Below are 19,567 nucleotides of genomic sequence, written 5' to 3'. Positions count from 1 at the left end.
AAAAAAGCCCTGCAATCCAGAGGATTGCAGGGCTTTTTGCGATATTGGTGCCCGGAAGAGGACTCGAACCTCCACGTCTTGCAACACTGGTACCTGAAACCAGCGCGTCTACCAATTCCGCCATCCGGGCGTATCGTGGAGCGGGGTTTAGCCGCGCCTGTCGGGGGTGTCAACGGGGGGAAACGGAAAAAAACGCATCCTCGAATGGTCTTGCTGGCAGAACCTCACGCCTGTATTCAGAAGCCGTCCCGCGCCCCGAATTCCGGATGGGCGCTACCTTGCGAGGGCCTCATGAGCAAACTGGTCACGATCTTTGGCGGTTCCGGTTTTGTCGGACGGTATATCGTCCGCCGGATGGCACGTGAGGGCTGGCGGGTTCGCGTGGCCGTGCGGCGTCCGAACGAAGCGATCTTCGTGCGCGGCTTTGGCGCGGTGGGTCAGGTCGAGCCGATCTTCTGCAACATCCGTGACGATGCCTCGGTGGCCAATGCGCTTCTGGGCGCCGATGCGGCGGTTAACTGCGTGGGCACCTTTGACGCCAGCGGCGCCAACAACTTTGACGCGGTGCAGGCCGAAGGCGCCGGCCGTATCGCTCGTCTTGCGGCCGAGGCCGGGCTTGCCACGCTGGTTCATATTTCGGCCATCGGCGCGGATGCCGCTGCGACCTCCAACTATGCCCGTTCGAAGGGCGAGGGCGAGGCTGCCGTGCTGAAAGCCTTCCCCAAGGCCTTGATTCTGCGGCCTTCGGTGATCTTCGGCAACGAGGACGGCTTCTTCAACCGCTTCGCCGCGATGGCCACCAAGGGCCCGATCCTGCCCTTGGTCGGCGGCAACACGAAATTCCAGCCGGTCTATGTCGAAGACGTGGCGCAGGCCGCCGTCAAGGGCGTGCTGGGCCAGGCTTCGGGCATCTATGAACTGGGCGGGCCGGATGCCGAAAGCCTGAAGGCGCTGATCCACCGGATGCTCGGCGTCGTGCAGCGTCGCCGGATGGTGATCAACCTGCCGTTCTGGGTCGGTTCGGTGATGGGTGGCGTTTTGGGCCTGATCTCGGCGGTGACGGTGGGGCTGTTCAAGAACAAGATCCTGACCCTGGATCAGGTGCGCCAGCTGCACCATGACAATGTCGTCGCCCCCGGGGCGAAAACCCTGGCCGATCTGGGCATCGAGGCCACCAACCTCTCGGCGGTGATCCCGGAATATCTGTGGCGCTACCGCAATGCGGGCCAGTTCGCGGCGATCCGCGATTCGGCGAAATACCTGCCCAAGGTTTGATCTGGCCGCCCATTTCGACAGCACACCAAGGGGATTGACGTGAATTATCTGAACGATGTCCTCCTGGGTGTTATCGAAGGGATCACGGAATTCCTGCCCATCTCCAGCACCGGCCACCTTCTTCTGGCCGAACACTGGCTGGGCGCGCGGTCCGAGATGTACAATATCGTCATTCAGGCCGGGGCGATCCTGGCCGTGACGCTGATCTACTGGCGCCGCATCGTCAGCCTGCTGACCGACTGGCGCGATCCGAAGAACCAGAGCTATCTGATAAAACTGATCCTCGCCTTCCTGATCACCGCCATCCTCGGGCTGGTCGTCAAGAAGCTGGGGGTGGAACTGCCCACCACGATCCAGCCGGTCGCCTGGGCGCTGGTGCTGGGCGGCATCTGGATGATCGCGGCGGAGCATTTTGCAGGCAAGCAGCCCGACCGCACCACGATCACCCTGCGCGTCGCCATCGCCGTCGGTCTGGCGCAGGTGGTGGCGGGGGTCTTCCCCGGCACTTCGCGCTCCGCCGCGACGATCTTTGTCGCCATGCTGGTCGGCACCTCGAACCGGGCGGCGGCGACCGAGTTCGCCTTTCTGGTCGGCATCCCGACCATGTATGCGGCCAGCGGGTATGAGGTGCTCAAACAGATGCGCGGCGGCGTGGCCGAGGATTGGACCGGACTGAGCATCGCCTTCGTCGTCTCGACCATCACCGCCTTTGTCGCGGTCAAATGGCTGCTCACCTATATCCGCAGCCACCGCTTCACCGCTTTCGCGATTTATCGTATCCTGTTCGGCGGGCTTCTTCTGGTGCTTGCGGCGGCTGGCGTGATCGGCTGACGCCGCGAATCGCCCCTGTTTATGGGTCATTTTGACGGCTCCGCGACAGATAGGTAACGCGTACTGACATATTTTTCGCCTAAAATTCAGGCTGAGGGTCAAATTCTTCGGGAAAATGCTTTTATAGGTCAGCACTGCTGACTTTTATTCTGTTTCAACCCAAGGTATCAACCCGGACCCGGGCGAGAATATGGGAGCTTTGCCGATGGCCGTTCAACGCATGCTGAAATTCGTGTCCCTGGGCAAGGAGACACCCGAGAAGCGCCCCGCCAATTTGCGCGCCGAGGATTTCCACGAGATTTACCGCCAGTTCGCCGCCTCCAAGGCCGCCGAACAGGCGAGCCGCTGCAGCCAGTGCGGCGTGCCCTATTGCCAGTCGCATTGCCCTTTGCACAACAACATCCCCGACTGGCTGCGCCTCACCGCCGAGGGCCGGCTGCAAGAGGCTTATGAACTGAGCCAGGCCACCAACACCTTCCCCGAGATCTGCGGCCGCATCTGCCCGCAGGACCGGCTGTGCGAGGGCAACTGCGTCATCGAACAATCGGGCCATGGCACCGTGACCATCGGTTCGGTCGAGAAATACCTGACCGACCTCGCCTGGGAAAACGGCTGGGTCGCGCCGATCAAGCCGGGCGTGGATCGCCCCGAAACCGTGGGCATCATCGGTGCCGGTCCGGGCGGGCTTGCGGCGGCGGATGTGCTGCGCCGCGCCGGCGTGCAGGTCACGGTCTATGACCGCTATGACCGCGCGGGCGGTCTACTGACCTATGGCATCCCCGGCTTCAAGCTGGAAAAGCCGGTGGTCATGCAGCGCATCGAGCAGCTGGAGGCGGCGGGCGTCACCTTCGTGCTGAACTGCAAAGTGGGCGAGGATCTGTCCTTTGACGCGATCCGTGGCCGCCATGACGCGATGCTGATCGCGACCGGCGTCTACAAGTCGCGCGACATCTCGGCCCCCGGCGTTGGCGCCAAGGGCATCGTCAAGGCACTGGATTACCTGACCGTGTCGAACCGCAAGAGCTTTGGCGATGACGTGGCCGAGTTCGACTCGGGCGAGTTGAACGCCGAGGGCAAGCGCGTCGTCGTCATCGGCGGCGGCGACACGGCGATGGACTGCGTGCGCACGGCGATCCGTCAGGGCGCGACCTCGGTCAAGTGCCTGTACCGCCGCGACAAGGCCAACATGCCGGGCAGCCAGCGCGAAGTGCAGAATGCCGAGGAAGAGGGTGTCGAGTTCGTCTGGCTTTCGGCGCCCAAGGGCTTCACCGGCGGCGTGGCGGTCGAAGGTGTGATGGTGCAGAAAATGCGTCTGGGTGCCCCGGATTCCAGCGGTCGCCAGATGCCCGAGCTGATCGAAGGCGCCGATTACATCGAACCCGCCGATCTGGTGGTGCAAGCCCTCGGTTTCGAGCCGGAGGAGCTGCCCAAGCTTTGGGGCGTGCCGGAACTGGCCGTGACCCGCTGGGGCACGATCAAGGCCGATTTCCGCAGCCACGCGACCAGCCTGCCCGGCGTCTATGCCGCAGGCGACATCGTGCGCGGGGCAAGCCTTGTGGTCTGGGCGATCCGCGATGGGCGTGAAGCAGCCGATGCGATCCTGACCTATCTGTCGCAATCCGCCTCGGTTGCGGCAGAGTAAGGTAGCAGAAAAGGCGAGTCTTGCCCCTGTCTTCTTTCCGTCTTCCTTTGGTGAAGACAGATCGCAAGACGCGGGGCAGGCTTCACAGGTGGCTTGGTCAGGGGATGTGACCTTATCCGGGAATGACGGCGATGTTCAAAACAGTTCTGCCTGGCCTTCTGATGGCCTTGGCCGTCACCGGCCTTCCCCACGCGGCGGCGGCGGGCACGCCCGATTACAGCCAGCGCGACGCCTCCTGCAAGAAGGTCGCCACGGTGCAGTACCTCGATTGCCAGGTGCTGGCGATCTATGCCTGCGACGCGATGGGCGGCCTTGCCGCCCCGGTCTACCGCGAGGAAACCTATGATGCGGACGGGCTCTACCGCTACGGGATCGGCACGCGCGATGGTACGCCGATCTATACCGCCGACCCGGAGGGCCGGCTGGTGATCACCAACCGCGTCGCCACCCTGTCCGAGACGCCACGGGCGCAGGTCGAAAAGACCGGCAAGGGCAAGTTCTCCGCCAAGGGCACGATGCGGATGATGGGGGTGGAAAAGCCGGTGCGCCTGTCGGTGGTGCTGAAACCCTCGGGCAAGAGCGTGACGCTCAGCGGTCAGACGGCCACGGTGATCGACACCACGGTCAACCTGACCCTGCCCGCGCCGATGGGCGTCGTCACCAGCCTTGAGAAGACCTATCTCTTCCCGGATCTGGGCATCTATGTCTCGGGCGAAGCCACCGGCGGCACGATGTTCAAGCCCGACGATACGCCGCACCGGCCGATGCTGATCCAACTGCCCGGCCAGAGCGGATTCGACACGATCAAACCGGCCTATTGTGGCGGCAGCCTGAGCCTGGCTACCCCCCTCACGTCCCTGGATGGAGTTCCTGCATGAAGCGCCTTGCCCTTCTGTTCATCGTCCTGGCCGCGCCTGCGGCGGCGGGCACCTTCACCCCGCCCAAGGGCTGCACCGCCAAGCTGACCGTGCAGTCGCGCGGCTGCATCGTCTCGCAGTTCTACACCTGCGAGGCCGACAAGCCCGGCGACCAGTGGCGCGCCGATTACGATGCGAACGGCCCCTATTTCCTGTCCAAGATCGACCGCGATGCGCAGTGGCTGGAAAGCTACGAGATCGACCCGCCGACCAAGGAGACGATGGACGCCAACCCGAAGGACCCGGCCTCCTTCACCGATCTGATCGAGAAGGGGCTGGATACCTTCGACTTCAACCTGTCCAAAAGCGACGGCAGCCACACCACCATCAAGGGCTTTGACAAGCTGACCGGCAAGACGGCCACGATCGACGGCGTGGTGCTGAAGCAGACCGAATACGAATATACCCAGACCGACGACAAGGGCACCGTGCTGCGCCATTCCAAGGGCAACGAGTTCATCTCGCCCGAATGGCGGACCTTCTTCTCCGGCCATTCGGAGTGGGAGGCCGAGGATGGCACCTGGACCCCGTCCGACAATGCGCCGGTCAAATTCATCGCCCCGGGCAAGCCCGGTTTCGCATCCACCCTGCCGCTGTTCGAATGCGACGATCAGATGTCGTCGCTTTCCCTGCCCCACTCATCTCTCGGAGGTTCCTGATCATGACGCAATATGACGAAGCATGGGTTGCCGCCGAGGAAGCCAAGCGCAAGTGGATGGACGAGAACAGCCTCTACAAGACCGAGGATGAACATTCGTCCTGCGGCGTGGGTCTGGTCGTCTCGATTTCGGGCAAGCCCTCGCGCAAGGTGGTGGAAAACGGCATCAACGCGCTGAAGGCGATCTGGCACCGCGGGGCTGTCGATGCCGATGGCAAGACCGGCGACGGCGCGGGCATCCATGTGCAGATCCCGGTACCCTTCTTTTACGACCAGGTGCGCCGCACGGGCCACGAGCCCGACATGTCCAAGCTGATCGCCGTGGGCCAGGTCTTCCTGCCGCGCACCGATTTTGGCGCGCAGGAACGCTGCCGGACCATCGTGGAGACGGAAGTCCTGCGCATGGGCCATTACATCTACGGCTGGCGCCATGTGCCCTCCGACATCTCGGTCCTGGGCGAGAAGGCCCTGGCGACCCGGCCGGAAATCGAACAGATCCTGATCCGCTGCGAAAACGGCGCCGATGCCGAGCAGTTCGAGCGCGAACTTTACATCATCCGCCGCCGGATCGAGAAGGCCGCGACCAATGCCGGCATCCAGGGCATGTATGTCTGCTCGCTGTCCTGCCGCAGCATCATCTACAAGGGGATGATGCTGGCCGAACAGGTCTCGACCTTCTATCCCGACCTGCTGGACGAGCGGTTTGAATCCGCCTTCGCGATCTATCACCAGCGTTATTCCACCAACACCTTCCCGCAGTGGTGGCTGGCGCAGCCCTTCCGGATGCTGGCCCACAACGGCGAGATCAACACGCTCAAAGGCAACGTCAACTGGATGAAGAGCCACGAGATCCGCATGGCCTCCGCCGCCTTTGGCGACATGGCCGAGGATATCAAGCCGATCATCCCGGGCGGCACCTCCGACTCCGGGGCGCTGGACGCGGTGTTTGAAGTGCTGGTCCGTTCGGGCCGCAACGCGCCGATGGCCAAGACCATGCTGGTGCCGGAAGCCTGGAGCAAGCAGACCGCCAACATGCCCAAGGCCTGGGCGGACATGTATTCCTATTGCAACTCGGTCATCGAGCCTTGGGATGGCCCTGCCGCCCTGGCCATGACCGATGGCCGCTGGGTCTGCGGCGGGCTGGACCGCAACGGGCTGCGTCCGATGCGCTATGTCGTCACCGGCGACGGGATGCTGATCGCGGGTTCGGAAGCCGGCATGGTGCCGGTCGATGAAGCCACGGTGCGCGAAAAGGGCGCGCTCGGGCCGGGGCAGATGATCGCGGTCGACATGAAGGAAGGCCGCCTCTACCACGACGTCGAGATGAAGGACAAACTCGCCGCCGCCCAGCCCTATGGCGACTGGATCGAGAAGATCATCGACCTGAACGAAATGCTGCGCGACGTGCCGGAAGCCCCGCTTTTCACCGGGTCGGAGCTGCGCAAGCGCCAGATCGCCGCCGGCTACACGCTGGAGGAACTGGAGCAGGTTCTGGTGCCGATGGCCGAAGACGGCAAGGAAATGATCGCCTCGATGGGCGATGACACGCCGGCTGCGGTGCTTTCCCAAGTCTACCGCCCGCTGAGCCATTTCTTCCGGCAGAACTTCTCTCAGGTCACCAACCCGCCGATCGACTCGCTTCGTGAAGGCCGGGTGATGAGCCTGAAAACCCGCTTCGGCAACCTGCGCAATGTGCTGGACGAAAACTCCAGCCAGACCGAGATCCTCGTTCTGGAAAGCCCCTTCATCGCCAATGGCGAGTTCAAGGCGCTGGTGAACCGCTTTGGCGAGCAGGTCGCCTTCATCGACTGCACCTTCCCCGCCGGAGCCAGCCACGATTCCCTGCGTCTGGGTCTGGAGCGCATCCGGGCCGAGGCCGAGGATGCCGTGCGTTCGGGTGCCGGTCAGCTGGTGCTGACCGACGAGCATCAGGACGAAGGCAAGGTCTCGATGCCGATGATCCTTGCGACCTCGGCGGTGCATTCCTGGCTGACGCGCAAGGGGCTGCGCACCTTCTGCTCGATCATCGTGCGGTCGGCCGAATGTATCGACCCGCATTACTTCGCGGTGCTGATCGGTTCCGGCGCGACCACGGTGAACCCCTATGTCGCCGAGGATTCGGTGGCCGACCGGGTGGCGCGTGGCTTGCTGGAAGGCAGCCTGATCGACGCGATGCGCCGCTACCGCGATGCCATCGACGCAGGGCTTCTGAAGATCATGTCGAAGATGGGGATTTCGGTGATCTCCTCCTATCGTGGCGGCCTGAACTTCGAAGCCGTGGGCCTGTCTCGCGCCATGGTGGCCGAGTATTTCCCCGGCATGCAAAGCCGCATCTCGGGGATTGGCCTCAACGGCATCCAGCTGAAATGCGAAGAGGTCCATGCCAAGGGCTGGCTGAGCCAGCAGAACGTGCTGCCGGTCGGCGGCTTCTACAAGGCGCGCCGCTCGGGCGAGAAGCACGCCTGGGAAGCCCAGACCATGCACATGCTGCAATCGGCCTGCGACCGGGCGTCTTATGACATCTGGAAGCAATACTCCGCCGCGATGCGGGCCAACCCGCCGATCCATGTGCGCGATCTTCTGGACATCAAGTCCCTGGGCAAGCCGGTGCCGATCGAGGAGGTGGAATCCATCACCTCGATCCGCAAGCGGTTTGTCACACCGGGCATGTCCTTGGGCGCGCTCAGCCCCGAGGCGCACAAGACGCTCAACGTCGCGATGAACCGGATTGGTGCCAAGTCTGACAGCGGCGAAGGTGGTGAAGACCCCGCCCACTTCCTGCCGGAAGCCAATGGCGACAACCCCTCCGCCAAGATCAAGCAGGTGGCCTCGGGCCGCTTCGGTGTGACCGCCGAATACCTGAACGCCTGCGAAGAGCTTGAAATCAAGGTGGCCCAAGGTGCCAAGCCCGGCGAGGGTGGCCAGCTGCCCGGCATGAAGGTGACGGCGCTGATCGCGCGCCTGCGCCATTCGACGCCGGGGGTGACGCTGATCTCCCCGCCGCCGCACCATGACATCTACTCGATCGAAGACCTAGCCCAGCTGATCTATGACCTGAAGCAGATCAACCCGCGCGCCAAGGTGACGGTCAAACTGGTGTCGTCTTCCGGCGTCGGCACGATTGCCGCCGGCGTGGCCAAGGCCAAGGCGGATATCATCCTGATCTCGGGCCACAACGGCGGCACCGGGGCCTCGCCCGGCACCTCGATCAAATACGCCGGTCTGCCGTGGGAGATGGGCCTGACCGAGGCGCATCAGGTTCTGGCGATGAACAACCTGCGCGAGCGGGTGACCCTGCGCACCGATGGCGGCCTGCGCACCGGGCGCGACGTGGTGATGGCCGCGATGATGGGGGCCGAGGAATATGGCATCGGCACCGCTGCGCTGATTGCCATGGGCTGCATCATGGTGCGCCAGTGCCAGTCCAACACCTGCCCGGTCGGCGTCTGCACCCAGAACGACGCGCTGCGCGCCAAGTTCACCGGGTCGGCTGACAAGGTGGTCAACCTGATCACCTTCTACGCGCAGGAAGTGCGGGAAATCCTCGCCTCGATCGGGGCGCGGTCGATGGATGAGATCATCGGGCGGGCGGATCTGCTTTCGCAGGTCTCGCGCGGGTCGGCACACCTTGATGACCTCGACCTCAACCCCCTGCTCATCTCGGTCGATTCTGCGCAGAAGATCACCTACGACCGGTCCAAGCCGCGCAACCATGTGCCCGACACGCTGGATGCCGAAATCATCCGCGACGGCGCCCGCTTCTTTGAAGAGGGCGAGAAGATGCAGCTGTCTTATGCGGTCAGGAACACGCTCCGCACCATCGGCACGCGGGCGTCGAGCCATATCGTCAAGAAGTTCGGCATGCGCAACACGCTGCAATCCGACCATCTGACGGTGAAGCTGAACGGCTCCTGCGGGCAATCGCTCGGCGCTTTCGCCGTGCGCGGGCTGAAGATCGAGGTGCAGGGTGACGCCAACGACTATGTCGGCAAGGGCCTGTCGGGCGGCACCATCGTGGTGCGGCCGTCGATGACCTCGCCCTTGAAGGCCGAGGACAACACGATCATCGGCAACACCGTGCTTTACGGCGCGACCGACGGCTACCTCTACGCCTCGGGCCGGGCGGGCGAGCGGTTTGCCGTCAGGAACTCGGGCGCCAAGGTGGTGGTCGAGGGCTGCGGCTCGAACGGGTGTGAATACATGACCGGCGGGGTCGCGGTGATCCTCGGGCGGATCGGGGCCAACTTCGGCGCCGGGATGACCGGGGGCATGGCCTATATTTACGACCCCGACAGCGTGGCCGAAGACCAGATGAACCTGGAAACCATCCTGACCTGCGGTCTGGGCCACCCCTATTGGGAGGCGCAGCTGAAGGATCTGATCGAGGCCCATGTGCTTGAGACCGGCTCCCGCCACGCCGCGCGCATTCTGGCCAACTGGGCCGAGGAGAAGCAGAACTTCCTCCAGGTCTGCCCGGTCGAGATGGTGGCCCGCCTGCCGCACCCGCTCAGCGACGAGGCGGTCAAGGTTCCCGCCGAATAGGCCAGAACCAGCCGATGACAGCGAAAAACCCCCGCAGCGCCCGCCGCTGCGGGGGTTTTTGTCATCTGCCGACCCTATCTATCAAGGATCAGCCCCGCCCCGGCGTTATGATGCCGGCTCCGGGTCAACCAAGGAGATTGAAATGTCCGATCTGATCGTCGTGTCCTTTGACAATGATGCCACCGCTTTTGATATGCGGGCCGAACTGGTGAAGCTGCAGAAGGAATACCTCCTGGAGATGGAGGATGTCGTCGTCGTCACCCGCGCGCTTGATGACAAGGTTCAGCTGCATCAGGCCGCGAACCTGACCGCGCTCGGCGCGGCCTCGGGCGGGTTCTGGGGGCTTCTGGTCGGCATGTTGTTCCTCAACCCCTTGGTCGGCGTCGTCTTGGGCGCGGGTGCCGGCGCGCTGTCGGGCCGCTTCTCCGACATCGGCATCAACGACGACTTCATGCGCGGTCTGGGCGAGCGGCTGAAACCCGGCACGGCGGCGGTCTTCATCCTGGCCCGCAAGTTCAACGCCGCCAAGGTGGTCGAGCGTCTGGGCGAGTTTCGCGCCAAGGGCACCGTGCTGCAAACCTCGCTCACCCATGACGACGAGGCCACCCTGCGCGCCGCCTTGGAGAAAGCGCCCGCCTGACGCTTCGCCTCTGAAGCTTCTGGTATTGACCGGGCCCGCGGGCTGAGGCCTATGCTGGCTCATGGCCGAGAAGAAGACCCGCACGAAAAAAACCGCTGTTGCGACCAAAGCCCTGCGCCCCCTGTGGCGGCGGGGCTTGAAATGGCTGGGGCGTGGCGTCGCGGGGGTTCTGGCGTTTTACCTGTTCCTGATCTTCCTGTTCTCCTTCCTGCCGCCGCCCGGCAACATCTACCAATGGCAGGAAAGCTGGCGTCTGGGCGGGATCGAGCGGGAATGGGTCAGCTGGGACCGGATCGCGCCGGAAATGGGCCGCTCTGCCGTGGCGGGCGAGGATGCCAATTTCTGCCTGCACTGGGGCTTTGACATGGCGCAGATCCGCGATGCCATCGCCCATGGCAACCAGCGCGGCGCCTCGACGATCAGCCAGCAGGTCGTCAAGAACGTCTTCCTCTGGCAGGGCCGCTCCTATGTCAGGAAGGCGCTGGAGGCGCTGCTGACCCCGGCGGTGGAGCTGATGTGGTCCAAGCAGCGCATCCTGGAGGTCTACCTCAACGAGGCCGAATTTGCCGAAGGCGTCTTTGGCGTGCAGGCGGCATCGCGGGTGCTGTTCAAGACCGACGCCGCCCATCTGACCCCGACCCAGGCCGCCCGTCTGGCCGCCGTGCTGCCCAACCCCAAGGAACGCCGCGCCGCCAAACCCTCGGCCTTCGTGCGCGGCCATGCCGCCGAGATCATGTCCGGCGCCGAAACCATCGAGGCCGACGGCCGCGCCGCCTGTTTCGAGACGGTGGATTAGGCGACCTGCCGCTTTTGCGGACCTGATGCCGCAGCAGGGCCGCCCCACGCACCATTGATCCCGGAACCCCGGGCCTGTATCAGGGGGCAACTCCGTTACAGGCCCTTGCATGATCCGCCTCTACCACTTCCCGCTGTCGCCCTATTGCCGCAAGGTCCGCTTGACCCTTGCCGAGAAAAAGCTTGAGGTCGAACTGGTCGAGGAGCGGTACTGGGAACAGAGCGCCGAGTTCCTGCGCCGCAATCCGGCGGGCAAGGTGCCGGTCCTGAAGATCGACAACAAGCTGTTGTCCGAAAGCCAGGCGATCTGCGAATATCTTGAGGAAAGTGTCCCGACCCCGGCCCTGATGCCGCGCGACGCGGACACCCGCTACGAAGTGCGCCGGCTATGTGCCTGGTTTGACGACAAATTCCATACCGAGGTCACCTCGAAGCTTCTGTACGAGCGGGTGCACAAGAAGCTGATGGGTCAGGGCTACCCGGATTCCAAGAACGTCAAATACGGCGCGGGCCGGATCAAGTACCACATCGACTACATGGGTTGGCTTCTGGAGCAGCGCCGCTGGCTGGCCGGCGACATGATGACGCTGGCCGATTTCTCGGCGGCGGCGCATCTGTCGTCGCTCGACTATATCTCGGATGTCGACTGGAACCGGAACCCGGCGGTCAAGGACTGGTACGCCAAGATCAAGTCGCGGCCCTCGTTCCGGCCGCTCCTGTCCGATCAGGTGCCGGGCTTCCCGCCGCCCGCCCATTACGCCGATCTGGATTTCTGAGGGGGCCCGGGCGGGTTACCCCGCCCTTCTTGAACGGCCTGCGCGGGAAACCCCCGCCCATATGGCTCAGCCGGCGACGACTTCGCCGCCGCCCTCTTTCCAGTCCTTCAGCCCGCCGATGTTGAAGACCTTGGCATAGCCCATGTCCACCAGCAGTTTCCCCGCCAGGGCCGAGCGTCCGCCGCTGGCGCAATGCAGGATCACCGGGCGATCGAGGCGCAGTTCGGGGTCGTGCGAGGGCGAGGTCGGGTCGGCGCGAAACTCCAGCATGCCGCGCGGGATATGGTGCGAGCCTGCGGCCTTGCCCGTGGCGGCAAGCTCCGGCGCGTCGCGCACATCCAGAAGCAGCGCGCCCTCGGCCATCATCTTCTCGGCCTCGGCAGTGGAGACGCGGGGCACGACGGCATTGGCGGCGGCCACAAGGTCTTTGGCGGTAACGGGCATGATAATCCTCCGGTTCAGTCGGGTTGATAGCGGATATAGGCGAAGGCGCTGCTGTCGGGCGCCCAGCACGGCACGTTGATGCTGCCCTGCCCGCCCACGATCTCCAAGACCCTGCGGCGGTTCTCGCCCTCGGGGTCGGACAGGCAAAGGGCGACGTTCAGGTTGGCGGGGTGGTTCTGCGTGCCGGGCGGATAGGCGAGGTAGAGAAGATGTTGGCCGTCCGGCGAGGGATGCGGGAACCAGTTCACATTCTCATCGGCGAAAAGCTTGCGCTGGTCGGAGCCGTCGGCCTGCATGACCCAGATCTGCGCATGCCCGTCGCGGTCGCAATTGTAGTAGATGCGGGCACCATCGGCAGAGAAATCCGGCCCGTCGCTGTGCCCCTCGCCCAGGGTCAGGCGGGTTTCTTCGCGGGTCGCAAGCTCCATCCGGCAGATATCCACGACCCGGTCGGCCCCCCGCACCGCGGCATAGGCGAAGGCCTTGCCGTCGCGCGACCAGCTGTGCCACCAGCTTGGCGCTTGGGGGGAAACGACCTCTGGCGCGCCGCCGGCGGCAGGCATCAGGAAAATCTCCGACCCATTCTCGCGGTGACAGGAGAGGACGATCTGCGAACCATCGGGGCTGATCCCGTGGTCGTTGTTGCAGCGGGCGGCAAAGCCGGTCTCCACCAGCTCCAGCGCCGGGGTCACCATGTCCACCCGGTACAGACGCCCGCCGCTGTTGACCAAAAGGTACGCGCCCTTCGGGTCCCAGTTCGGCGCCTCGATCACGCCGTCATGCGCCAGCACAAGGCGCGAGCGGGCGGCAGTCAGATCGTAGATCTCCAGAAAGCTTTTCATTCCCGGGCTTTGGGGGTCAGAAGCTTGGCCGGGCGCAGGGCCTCGGCCGCCTTGAACAGGCCGAAGGTCTGGTTGACGTAATTCACCACGCCCGAGATCTGCTCCATATATTTCGCCAGTTCCGGCGTGCGTTCGGCTTCGACCACCTGAATCGGGCGGTCGGGACCCTCGGCCTCGAACTGGCAGTAGAACAGCGGCTCACCCCGGCGCAGGATGATGTCCTTCTCCGGCTCGTGCCACTCGAACGCCCACATCAGGGGGCGCGGCCAGGCGTTCAGGGGGAAGCGGCCTCCGAAGATCGTGCCGGGCAGGGGGTTGGCCCGGTAATGCGCGAAAGTGCCGATCTGGGAGATATAGACCAGCTCATCGGCGATGAAGCAGTAGGGCAGCGACAGCTGCACCGTGGGCCGGTCGGGATAGCGCCACTCGGTTTCGTTGACCAGCGTCAGAAGCTCGTTCAGCTTGTTGGCCCGCACCGGCGAGGCCGCGCCCTGCCGGTTGATCAGATGCGGCTTGCCCTTGTCGTCGCGGCCAAAGCCGATGTGCAGATCATAGGGGCATTTGATGATGAAATAGCGGCTCTCCATCTGGATCACCGCCGGGCAGCGGCTGGCCGATTTGGCATGCGCCTTGTTGGTCTGGCGGAAGATCAGCCGTTCGGGCGGATCAAACAGCACGGCGCCCTTGTCTGCGGTCAAGAACCAGCCAACGCTGACCGGGCCGGATTTCGGCCCTTCCTCGGGTCGGTCGAAGGTAACGGTAATATCCATGAATGCCCCCTTGGGATGGGCTGACATTTGCCCCCCGGGCGGCCTCTGTCAACCAGCCACGGCGCGCGGGGTCTTGTGCTGCACCAGGGTTTCGCCCGCGCTGGCGGTCAGCCGCGCGAAGATCAGGGCCGAGCCGATCGACAGCAGGGTGATGATGCCGAAAACATAGGGGAAATTGCCAAGGTCGGTCGCCGCCGTGCCGCGCAGGGCGCCGGCCGCCTCCAGCGTCATGGCGGCCAGCGTAATGCCGATCGACCCCGACAGCTGTTGCAGCACCGCGGTGAAGGAGGTGGCCGAGGACAGACGCTCGCCCGTCACCTCGGCATAGGCGATGGCATTGACGGCGGTGAACTGCAAGGACCGCGACACGCCGCCGACCAGCAGCACCGCCAGCATGATCACCACCGGAGTCGCCGGGGTGAACAGCGCCGGCCCCGCCAGCAGCACCGAGGAGACCAGCGCATTGCCCATCAAGACGCCGCGAAAGCCGAAGCGGCGCAGCAAGGGCTGGGCCGCGAATTTCATCAGCATCGCCCCCATGCCGGAGACAAAGGTCAGCGTGCCGGACTGAAACGCGCTGAGGCCGAAGCCGAGCTGGAACATCAAAGGCAGAAGGAACGGCAAGGCGCCCACCCCGACGCGGAACATCGTGCCTGCGGTGACCGAGATGCGGAAGGTCGGCAGGGTCAAGAGCCGCAGGTCGACCAGCGGCTTCTCGACCCGCAGGGCATGCAGCACGAAAGCTGTGGTCAGCCCGGCCCCGCCACCCACCAGCAGCAGGACCAGCCAGAGCGGCGCCATGTTGACCCCAGCCAGCGTCGCCCCGGTCAGAAAGGCCGCCAGCCCCGGCCCGGCCATGAGGAAGCCCTTGACGTCAAAGCGCGCCACCGCCTCTTCCCGGATGTTGGGGATCAGCAGGGTGGCGAGGATGACCCCCAGCACCGCCAAGGGAATGTTGATCCAGAAGATCCAGCGCCAGTGCCAGTAGGTGGTGATGTAACCGCCAAGCGGCGGCCCCATCACCGGCCCCAGAAGGGCGGGCACCGTCAGCCAGGCCAGCGCCCCCACCAGCCCATCCCTTGGCACGGTGCGCAGCACGATCAGCCTTCCCACCGGCACCATCATCGACCCGCCGATGCCCTGCAGGGTGCGGGCGATCACCAGCTCCCACAGGTTCTGCGACAGGCCGCAGGCGATGGAGCCGAGCGTGAAGACCACGATCGCCGCCCGGAACACCGTCCGCGCCCCGAAGCGGTCCGCCGCCCAGCCCGACGCCGGGATGAAGACCGCCAGCGCCAGAAGGTACGAGGTCAGCACCAGCTTCAGATGAATCGGGTCGGTCGCAAGATCCAGCGCCATGGCGGGCAAGGAGGTGGACAGGACCGAAGAGTCGATATTCTCCATCAACAGCGCCACCGCGACGATCAGGGGAACAACGCGGGTCAGGCGCGGGGTGGGGAGAGAAATATATGCCATGCGCATATATGTGTCTCAGGCCAAGATCGAGCGCAAGCCTTTTGCCTTCAGCTTTCCGTGAAAAATCTTGCGGCCCTTTGCGGGCTGACCTACCAGTATGGAACGTTCCAAATCGGGGAAAGCCGGAAGGGCGGGGGTTTGGACAGCAGGAGGCAGGACATGGCAGAGCCGGATATCATCATCATCGGGTCGGGGATGGGCGGGGCATCGCTCGCCGCGGCGCTGGCGCCCTCGGGCAAGCAGGTCCTGATTCTGGAAAAGGGCGACTGGCTGGCCGACAGCCCGCAGGCCCGCGACGGGGCGGCGATCTTCGGCGGCTATTTCCGCTCGGACGAGGCCTGGCTGGATCAGGCAGGCAAAAGCTTTCACCCCGGCAACTACTATTACCCCGGCGGCAACACCAAATTCTACGGCGCGGTCCTTCTGCGCTACCGGGCCGAGGATTTCGCGCCGCTCAAACATGTCGAAGGCATCACCCCCGGCTGGCCGATCACCTATGACGTTATGGAGCCGTGGTATTCCCTTGCCGAACAGCTTTACAACGTGCGTGGTGCCCTGGGCCATGACCCGACCGAGCCGCACCATTCGCAGCCCTATCCCTTCCCCGCCGTGCCGGATGAGCCTGTGGTGGCCGACCTCGCCGCGCGTCTGCGGCGGCAGGGGCTGGCCGTTGGTCCCTCTCCGTTGGGCGTGGACATCGACAAATGGCTGGAAGGCGGGGCGCAGACCTTTGACGGCTTCCCCAACACGCGCGGCGGCAAGATGGATGCCGAAACCTGCGGTCTGGCCGAGGCGCTGAAATACCCCAACGTCACCCTGCTGCGCAACGCCGAGGTGGTAAAGCTGCACTCCCAAGGCCGCCGGGTGACCGGCGTCGAATATATCTCGGGCGGCAAGACCGAGACCATTTCCGCCCCGGTGATCTGCCTGTGCATGGGCGCGGTGAAATCGGCGGCGATGCTGCTGACCTCCGCCAATGCGGACCATCCGGCGGGTCTGGCCAATTCCTCCGATCAGGTCGGGCGGAATTTCATGAACCACAATATCTCGGCGGTGCTCGCCTATAGCCCGTTCAGGAAAAACACCTCGGTCTACGAGAAGACCATCCAGTTCAACGACTGGTATCTGGAAGGCGGGCCGGACAACCTGCCGCTCGGCAATGTGCAGATGCTGGGCCGCGTCACCGGGCCGATCATGGCGGCAGAGACCGGCTGGCCGCTGTTTTTCGCAACCCATGTCGCCGATTACTCGATGCACCTGATGACCATGTCCGAGGATCTGCCCAACCCCGACAGCCGCGTCATGGTCAAGGACGGCAACATCGTGCTGCACTGGCAGCGGTCGAACTTCAAGGCGCACAAGATCCTGACAGAAAAGCTGAAAACCGCCTTGCGGAAGGCGGGCTGGCCGGTGGTTGTCTCGAAGACCTTCGAGAAGAAATCGCCCAGCCACCAGTGCGGGACGGCGCGGATGGGGACGGACCCGAAAGCCTCGGTTGTCGATCCGAACCTCAAGGCGCATGATCTGGACAATCTTTACATCGTCGATGCCTCGGTCCTGCCGACTTCGGCGGCGGTCAACCCCTCGCTGACCATCGCGGCGCTGGCGCTCCGGGCCGGGGACCATATCCTGAAGGCGCGGGGCTGACAGGCGGCAAGGCTGCGGCCGCTCGGGCGGGAACCTGCCCGCGCGGCGCCACAGGCGCGGGCGGCATTGGCCTCGCCCGGCCTGCGGCGCGTAGAATGCCGCGACAGGCCCCGCCTGTCKCTGCGAAAGGACAAGCCATGATCACCCTTCCGACCGCCGCCCATACGCTGGAACCCTATCACCTGGCCGGCACGCCGCTGGAACCCCGCGCCCCGAAGGTGCCGCTGACCCGCGCCGCCCTGGCCGAGGCGCCGCTGGTCTGCGACGCGCTGCGCAGCCGCAACCCCTGGGACAACCGCCCCGCGCTGGACTGGGACGCAACGCTGGCCCTGCGCCAGGGCCTGTGGGATCAGGGCCTGGACCTGGCCGAGGCGCTGCACATCGCCCAGCGCTTCGGCGCGCTGGACTGGACCACCGCGGCCGAGCTGATCACGCAAACCCTCGCCGCCGCCAAGGCGCATCCCCTGCAACCCCGCGTGGTTTGCGGCATCTGCACCGACAACCGGGCGCTGTCCGAACTCACTACGCTGGACGCCATCGCCTCGGCTTACGAGGATCAGGCCGAAGCGGTGGAATTTGCCGGCGGCCATCTCATGATCATGCCCTCGCCCGCCTTTGCCGCGACGGGGGCGGACGAGGCTGGCTATCGCAAGGTCTACCGCTGGCTGATCGACGGGGCGAAGGACCCGGTGATCCTGCATTGGCAGGGGGCCGATCAGGACCCGGCGCTGGCGGGCTACTGGGGCACGACCAACCTCGCCCAGGCCGCCGATATCGTGCTGGGCCTGATCGCGGAAAACCCCAACAAGGTCGAGGGGCTGAAGATCTCGGTCATGGACCCCTTGCAGGAGGCCGCCTTCCGCGCCTTCCTGCCCAAGGGGGTGCGGCTTTACACCGGCGACGAGGCCAATTTCATCCCCCTGATCGAGGGCGACGGCAAGACCCACTCCCATGCTCTGCTCGGCCTTCTGGCCGCCATCGCCCCCGCCGCCGTGCAGGCGCTGGAGGCCTTGGCTTTGGGCGATCCTGCCACCTACCACCGCCTGCTGGCGCCCACCCTGCCGCTGAGCCACGAACTGTTTCGCCCGCCCTTTGCGCATGGCGCGGCGGGGATCGGCTTTCTGTCCTGGCTGAACGGCGCGCAGGGCCATTTCGCCCTGCCCGGCGGGCTGCAATCGGCGCGCGACATCACCCATTACGCGCAGATCTTCCGGCTGGCCGATCATGCCGGGCTTCTGGCGCAGCCGGGACTTGCCACGCGGCGGATGACCACGCTGCTGGCGCTGCACGGGGTCGAACAGCGATGACAGGCCGAGGCGACAGGCAGCGATGACGAGACCGCGATGACGAGGCAGAGATGACGAGGCGCCCCACCATCCACGATGTCGCCCGCGTGGCAGGCGTCTCGAAGTCCACGGTCAGCCTGGTCTTCCAGAAGAACCCGGTGGTCAAGGCCGAGACCCGCGCCCTGGTGCTGCGCGCCATCGAGGATCTGGGCTATGTCTACAACCGCAACGCCGCCATCCTGCGCACCACGCGGCCCGCTCCGGCCGGGGCGGGCCTTGTGGGGCTGGTGCTACCCGACCTGCGCGACGCGTTCAGCGCAGGCTTCGCCACCACCTTGCAAGTGGCCCTGATGCAGCGCGGCTATGCCACCCTGATCGGCAACACGCTGGGCGATGCGGCGCTTCAGGCGCGGACCGTGGCCGCCATGATCGACCACGGCGTGGTGGCCCTGGTGCTGGCCGCCCTGCCCGCGCCGTCCGAGGATACGTTCACCCTCCTCCGCCGCGCCGCCCTGCCGGTGCTGCAGGTGCTGCACAGGGCGGCCCCCGACCTTCCCTTCCTCGCGCCCGAGGCCCCGGATTGCGACAGCGCCGCCTTTGGCCGGAAGCTGGCCAAGGTGCTGCTGGCCTGGGTCGAGGATGGAACCGTTCCAGAGGTCCTTCCCCCCGGCGCCTTACCCTGACGAAGGCCCGGGATGCCCCCTCAGTCCCGATTTTTCTGCGAAGGGTCTTGACTAGGAGAGCGGGTTTTCGCGGCAGATTTTGAGCAGGATCCTGGTCAGGTTCTTGCCGCGATTGTTGTATCTGAACTCGCATTCCTTGAGGTGCAAGGGGAAGGTTTTGGGGCTTAGGCCGCGGAAGCGGGCGAGGCGGGTTTTGGCGTAGCCCCAGAAGGCCTCGATGCCGTTGATATGGACCTCGCCACGGGCGAATTCGTCGCGACCGTGGGCGACGCGGACATGGGAATAGCCGACCGCGTCGAGGTGATTGTAGGCCCTCCACCGGTCCGTGTTGATGGTCGAGGAC

At 65.0% G+C, this 19,567-nt stretch carries 17 protein-coding genes and 1 tRNA gene; 12 read left to right on the top strand and 6 right to left on the bottom strand.

The annotated features are described in order from the left end of the window. Positions 1-45 precede the first annotated feature (45 nt). Positions 46-130 (bottom strand) — tRNA-Leu (locus tag AC1DVR_RS18175). A 161-nt stretch (positions 131-291) separates the two neighbouring features. Here AC1DVR_RS18175 and AC1DVR_RS18170 point away from each other — a divergent pair. The 9 genes from AC1DVR_RS18170 to fzlA all read left to right on the top strand — a co-directional run bounded on the left by AC1DVR_RS18170 (position 292) and on the right by fzlA (position 12,076). Beyond that, positions 292-1,275, top strand: a complete 984-nt coding sequence (locus tag AC1DVR_RS18170) for a complex I NDUFA9 subunit family protein (protein WP_478002020.1) — start codon at positions 292-294, stop codon at positions 1,273-1,275. A gap of 39 nt (positions 1,276-1,314) precedes the next feature. Next, positions 1,315-2,106 carry an undecaprenyl-diphosphate phosphatase gene (locus AC1DVR_RS18165; RefSeq protein ID WP_478002019.1) on the top strand — a complete coding sequence of 264 codons (792 nt, stop codon included), beginning with the start codon at positions 1,315-1,317 and terminating at the stop codon, positions 2,104-2,106. A 205-nt stretch (positions 2,107-2,311) separates the two neighbouring features. Next, positions 2,312-3,748 carry an NAD(P)-dependent oxidoreductase gene (locus AC1DVR_RS18160; RefSeq protein ID WP_478002018.1) on the top strand — a complete coding sequence of 479 codons (1,437 nt, stop codon included), beginning with the start codon at positions 2,312-2,314 and terminating at the stop codon, positions 3,746-3,748. 131 nt (positions 3,749-3,879) lie between these two features. Beyond that, a complete protein-coding gene (locus tag AC1DVR_RS18155; RefSeq protein ID WP_478002017.1) occupies positions 3,880-4,626 on the top strand; it encodes a hypothetical protein in 747 nt (248 codons plus the stop codon). Continuing rightward, the gene (locus tag AC1DVR_RS18150; protein ID WP_478002016.1) at positions 4,623-5,324 is read left to right on the top strand and encodes a hypothetical protein; all 702 of its coding nucleotides are present in this window, start codon (positions 4,623-4,625) and stop codon (positions 5,322-5,324) included. Before AC1DVR_RS18155 ends, AC1DVR_RS18150 begins: the two co-directional genes overlap by 4 nt. Positions 5,325-5,326: 2 nt before the next feature. Next, entirely contained in the window at positions 5,327-9,865 is a 4,539-nt protein-coding gene (gene gltB, locus AC1DVR_RS18145) for a glutamate synthase large subunit (protein WP_478002015.1), read from the top strand. 142 nt (positions 9,866-10,007) lie between these two features. Continuing rightward, on the top strand, positions 10,008-10,505 hold the full coding sequence (locus tag AC1DVR_RS18140) for a DUF1269 domain-containing protein (RefSeq protein WP_478002014.1): 498 nt from the start codon (positions 10,008-10,010) through the stop codon (positions 10,503-10,505). 61 nt (positions 10,506-10,566) lie between these two features. Beyond that, on the top strand, positions 10,567-11,301 hold the full coding sequence (mtgA, locus tag AC1DVR_RS18135) for a monofunctional biosynthetic peptidoglycan transglycosylase (RefSeq protein ID WP_478002013.1): 735 nt from the start codon (positions 10,567-10,569) through the stop codon (positions 11,299-11,301). Between the two features lie 109 nt (positions 11,302-11,410). Then, on the top strand, positions 11,411-12,076 hold the full coding sequence (fzlA, locus tag AC1DVR_RS18130; RefSeq protein ID WP_478002012.1) for an FtsZ-binding protein FzlA: 666 nt from the start codon (positions 11,411-11,413) through the stop codon (positions 12,074-12,076). 66 nt (positions 12,077-12,142) lie between these two features. Here the strand turns inward: fzlA and AC1DVR_RS18125 are convergent, their stop codons facing one another. From AC1DVR_RS18125 to AC1DVR_RS18110, 4 genes are read right to left on the bottom strand one after another with little or no spacing between them, the layout of a single operon-like run. Then, positions 12,143-12,520, bottom strand: coding sequence for a rhodanese-like domain-containing protein (locus AC1DVR_RS18125; RefSeq protein WP_478002011.1), 378 nt, complete (start codon positions 12,518-12,520; stop codon positions 12,143-12,145). A gap of 14 nt (positions 12,521-12,534) precedes the next feature. Next, complete coding sequence (locus AC1DVR_RS18120; RefSeq protein ID WP_478002010.1) at positions 12,535-13,362, bottom strand: TolB family protein; 828 nt, start codon at positions 13,360-13,362, stop codon at positions 12,535-12,537. Next, positions 13,359-14,132, bottom strand: a complete 774-nt coding sequence (locus AC1DVR_RS18115) for a hypothetical protein (RefSeq protein ID WP_478002009.1) — start codon at positions 14,130-14,132, stop codon at positions 13,359-13,361. The genes AC1DVR_RS18120 and AC1DVR_RS18115 overlap by 4 nt, the downstream gene beginning before the upstream one ends. A gap of 48 nt (positions 14,133-14,180) precedes the next feature. Beyond that, a complete protein-coding gene (locus AC1DVR_RS18110) occupies positions 14,181-15,608 on the bottom strand; it encodes a DHA2 family efflux MFS transporter permease subunit (RefSeq protein WP_478002008.1) in 1,428 nt (475 codons plus the stop codon). A gap of 159 nt (positions 15,609-15,767) precedes the next feature. Here AC1DVR_RS18110 and AC1DVR_RS18105 point away from each other — a divergent pair, with 159 nt between their 5' ends. The 3 genes from AC1DVR_RS18105 (at position 15,768) to AC1DVR_RS18095 (ending at position 19,224) form a co-directional block, all read left to right on the top strand. After that, positions 15,768-17,255 (top strand): FAD-dependent oxidoreductase, encoded by a 1,488-nt coding sequence (locus tag AC1DVR_RS18105; protein ID WP_478002007.1) that lies wholly within the window; start codon positions 15,768-15,770, stop codon positions 17,253-17,255. 137 nt (positions 17,256-17,392) lie between these two features. Further along, entirely contained in the window at positions 17,393-18,562 is a 1,170-nt protein-coding gene (locus AC1DVR_RS18100) for a DUF993 family protein (RefSeq protein ID WP_478002006.1), read from the top strand. Between the two features lie 50 nt (positions 18,563-18,612). Beyond that, positions 18,613-19,224, top strand: a complete 612-nt coding sequence (locus AC1DVR_RS18095) for a LacI family DNA-binding transcriptional regulator (RefSeq protein WP_478002005.1) — start codon at positions 18,613-18,615, stop codon at positions 19,222-19,224. Positions 19,225-19,275: 51 nt separating this feature from the next. Here AC1DVR_RS18095 and AC1DVR_RS18090 read toward each other — a convergent pair. Continuing rightward, on the bottom strand, positions 19,276-19,567 hold a 292-nt coding region (locus AC1DVR_RS18090), incomplete at its 5' end, for an IS1595 family transposase (RefSeq protein ID WP_478002004.1).

The sequence above is a fragment of the Rhodobacter sp. P2_H5 genome (genome assembly GCF_056403335.1).
This window is presented reverse-complemented; position numbering and strand designations above follow the sequence as displayed.

What these genes read in the sequence shown, in the direction of transcription:
- AC1DVR_RS18170 (WP_478002020.1), top strand. Translation starts at nt 292, where the DNA reads ATGAGCAAACTGGTCACGATCTTTGGCGGTTCCGGTTTTGTCGGACGG.
- AC1DVR_RS18160 (WP_478002018.1), top strand. Translation starts at nt 2,312, where the DNA reads ATGGCCGTTCAACGCATGCTGAAATTCGTGTCCCTGGGCAAGGAGACA.
- AC1DVR_RS18155 (WP_478002017.1), top strand. Translation starts at nt 3,880, where the DNA reads ATGTTCAAAACAGTTCTGCCTGGCCTTCTGATGGCCTTGGCCGTCACC.
- AC1DVR_RS18150 (WP_478002016.1), top strand. Translation starts at nt 4,623, where the DNA reads ATGAAGCGCCTTGCCCTTCTGTTCATCGTCCTGGCCGCGCCTGCGGCG.
- gltB (WP_478002015.1), top strand. Translation starts at nt 5,327, where the DNA reads ATGACGCAATATGACGAAGCATGGGTTGCCGCCGAGGAAGCCAAGCGC.
- AC1DVR_RS18140 (WP_478002014.1), top strand. Translation starts at nt 10,008, where the DNA reads ATGTCCGATCTGATCGTCGTGTCCTTTGACAATGATGCCACCGCTTTT.
- mtgA (WP_478002013.1), top strand. Translation starts at nt 10,567, where the DNA reads ATGGCCGAGAAGAAGACCCGCACGAAAAAAACCGCTGTTGCGACCAAA.
- fzlA (WP_478002012.1), top strand. Translation starts at nt 11,411, where the DNA reads ATGATCCGCCTCTACCACTTCCCGCTGTCGCCCTATTGCCGCAAGGTC.
- AC1DVR_RS18125 (WP_478002011.1), bottom strand. Translation starts at nt 12,520, where the DNA reads ATGCCCGTTACCGCCAAAGACCTTGTGGCCGCCGCCAATGCCGTCGTG.
- AC1DVR_RS18120 (WP_478002010.1), bottom strand. Translation starts at nt 13,362, where the DNA reads ATGAAAAGCTTTCTGGAGATCTACGATCTGACTGCCGCCCGCTCGCGC.
- AC1DVR_RS18115 (WP_478002009.1), bottom strand. Translation starts at nt 14,132, where the DNA reads ATGGATATTACCGTTACCTTCGACCGACCCGAGGAAGGGCCGAAATCC.
- AC1DVR_RS18110 (WP_478002008.1), bottom strand. Translation starts at nt 15,608, where the DNA reads ATGGCATATATTTCTCTCCCCACCCCGCGCCTGACCCGCGTTGTTCCC.
- AC1DVR_RS18105 (WP_478002007.1), top strand. Translation starts at nt 15,768, where the DNA reads ATGGCAGAGCCGGATATCATCATCATCGGGTCGGGGATGGGCGGGGCA.
- AC1DVR_RS18100 (WP_478002006.1), top strand. Translation starts at nt 17,393, where the DNA reads ATGATCACCCTTCCGACCGCCGCCCATACGCTGGAACCCTATCACCTG.
- AC1DVR_RS18095 (WP_478002005.1), top strand. Translation starts at nt 18,613, where the DNA reads ATGACGAGGCGCCCCACCATCCACGATGTCGCCCGCGTGGCAGGCGTC.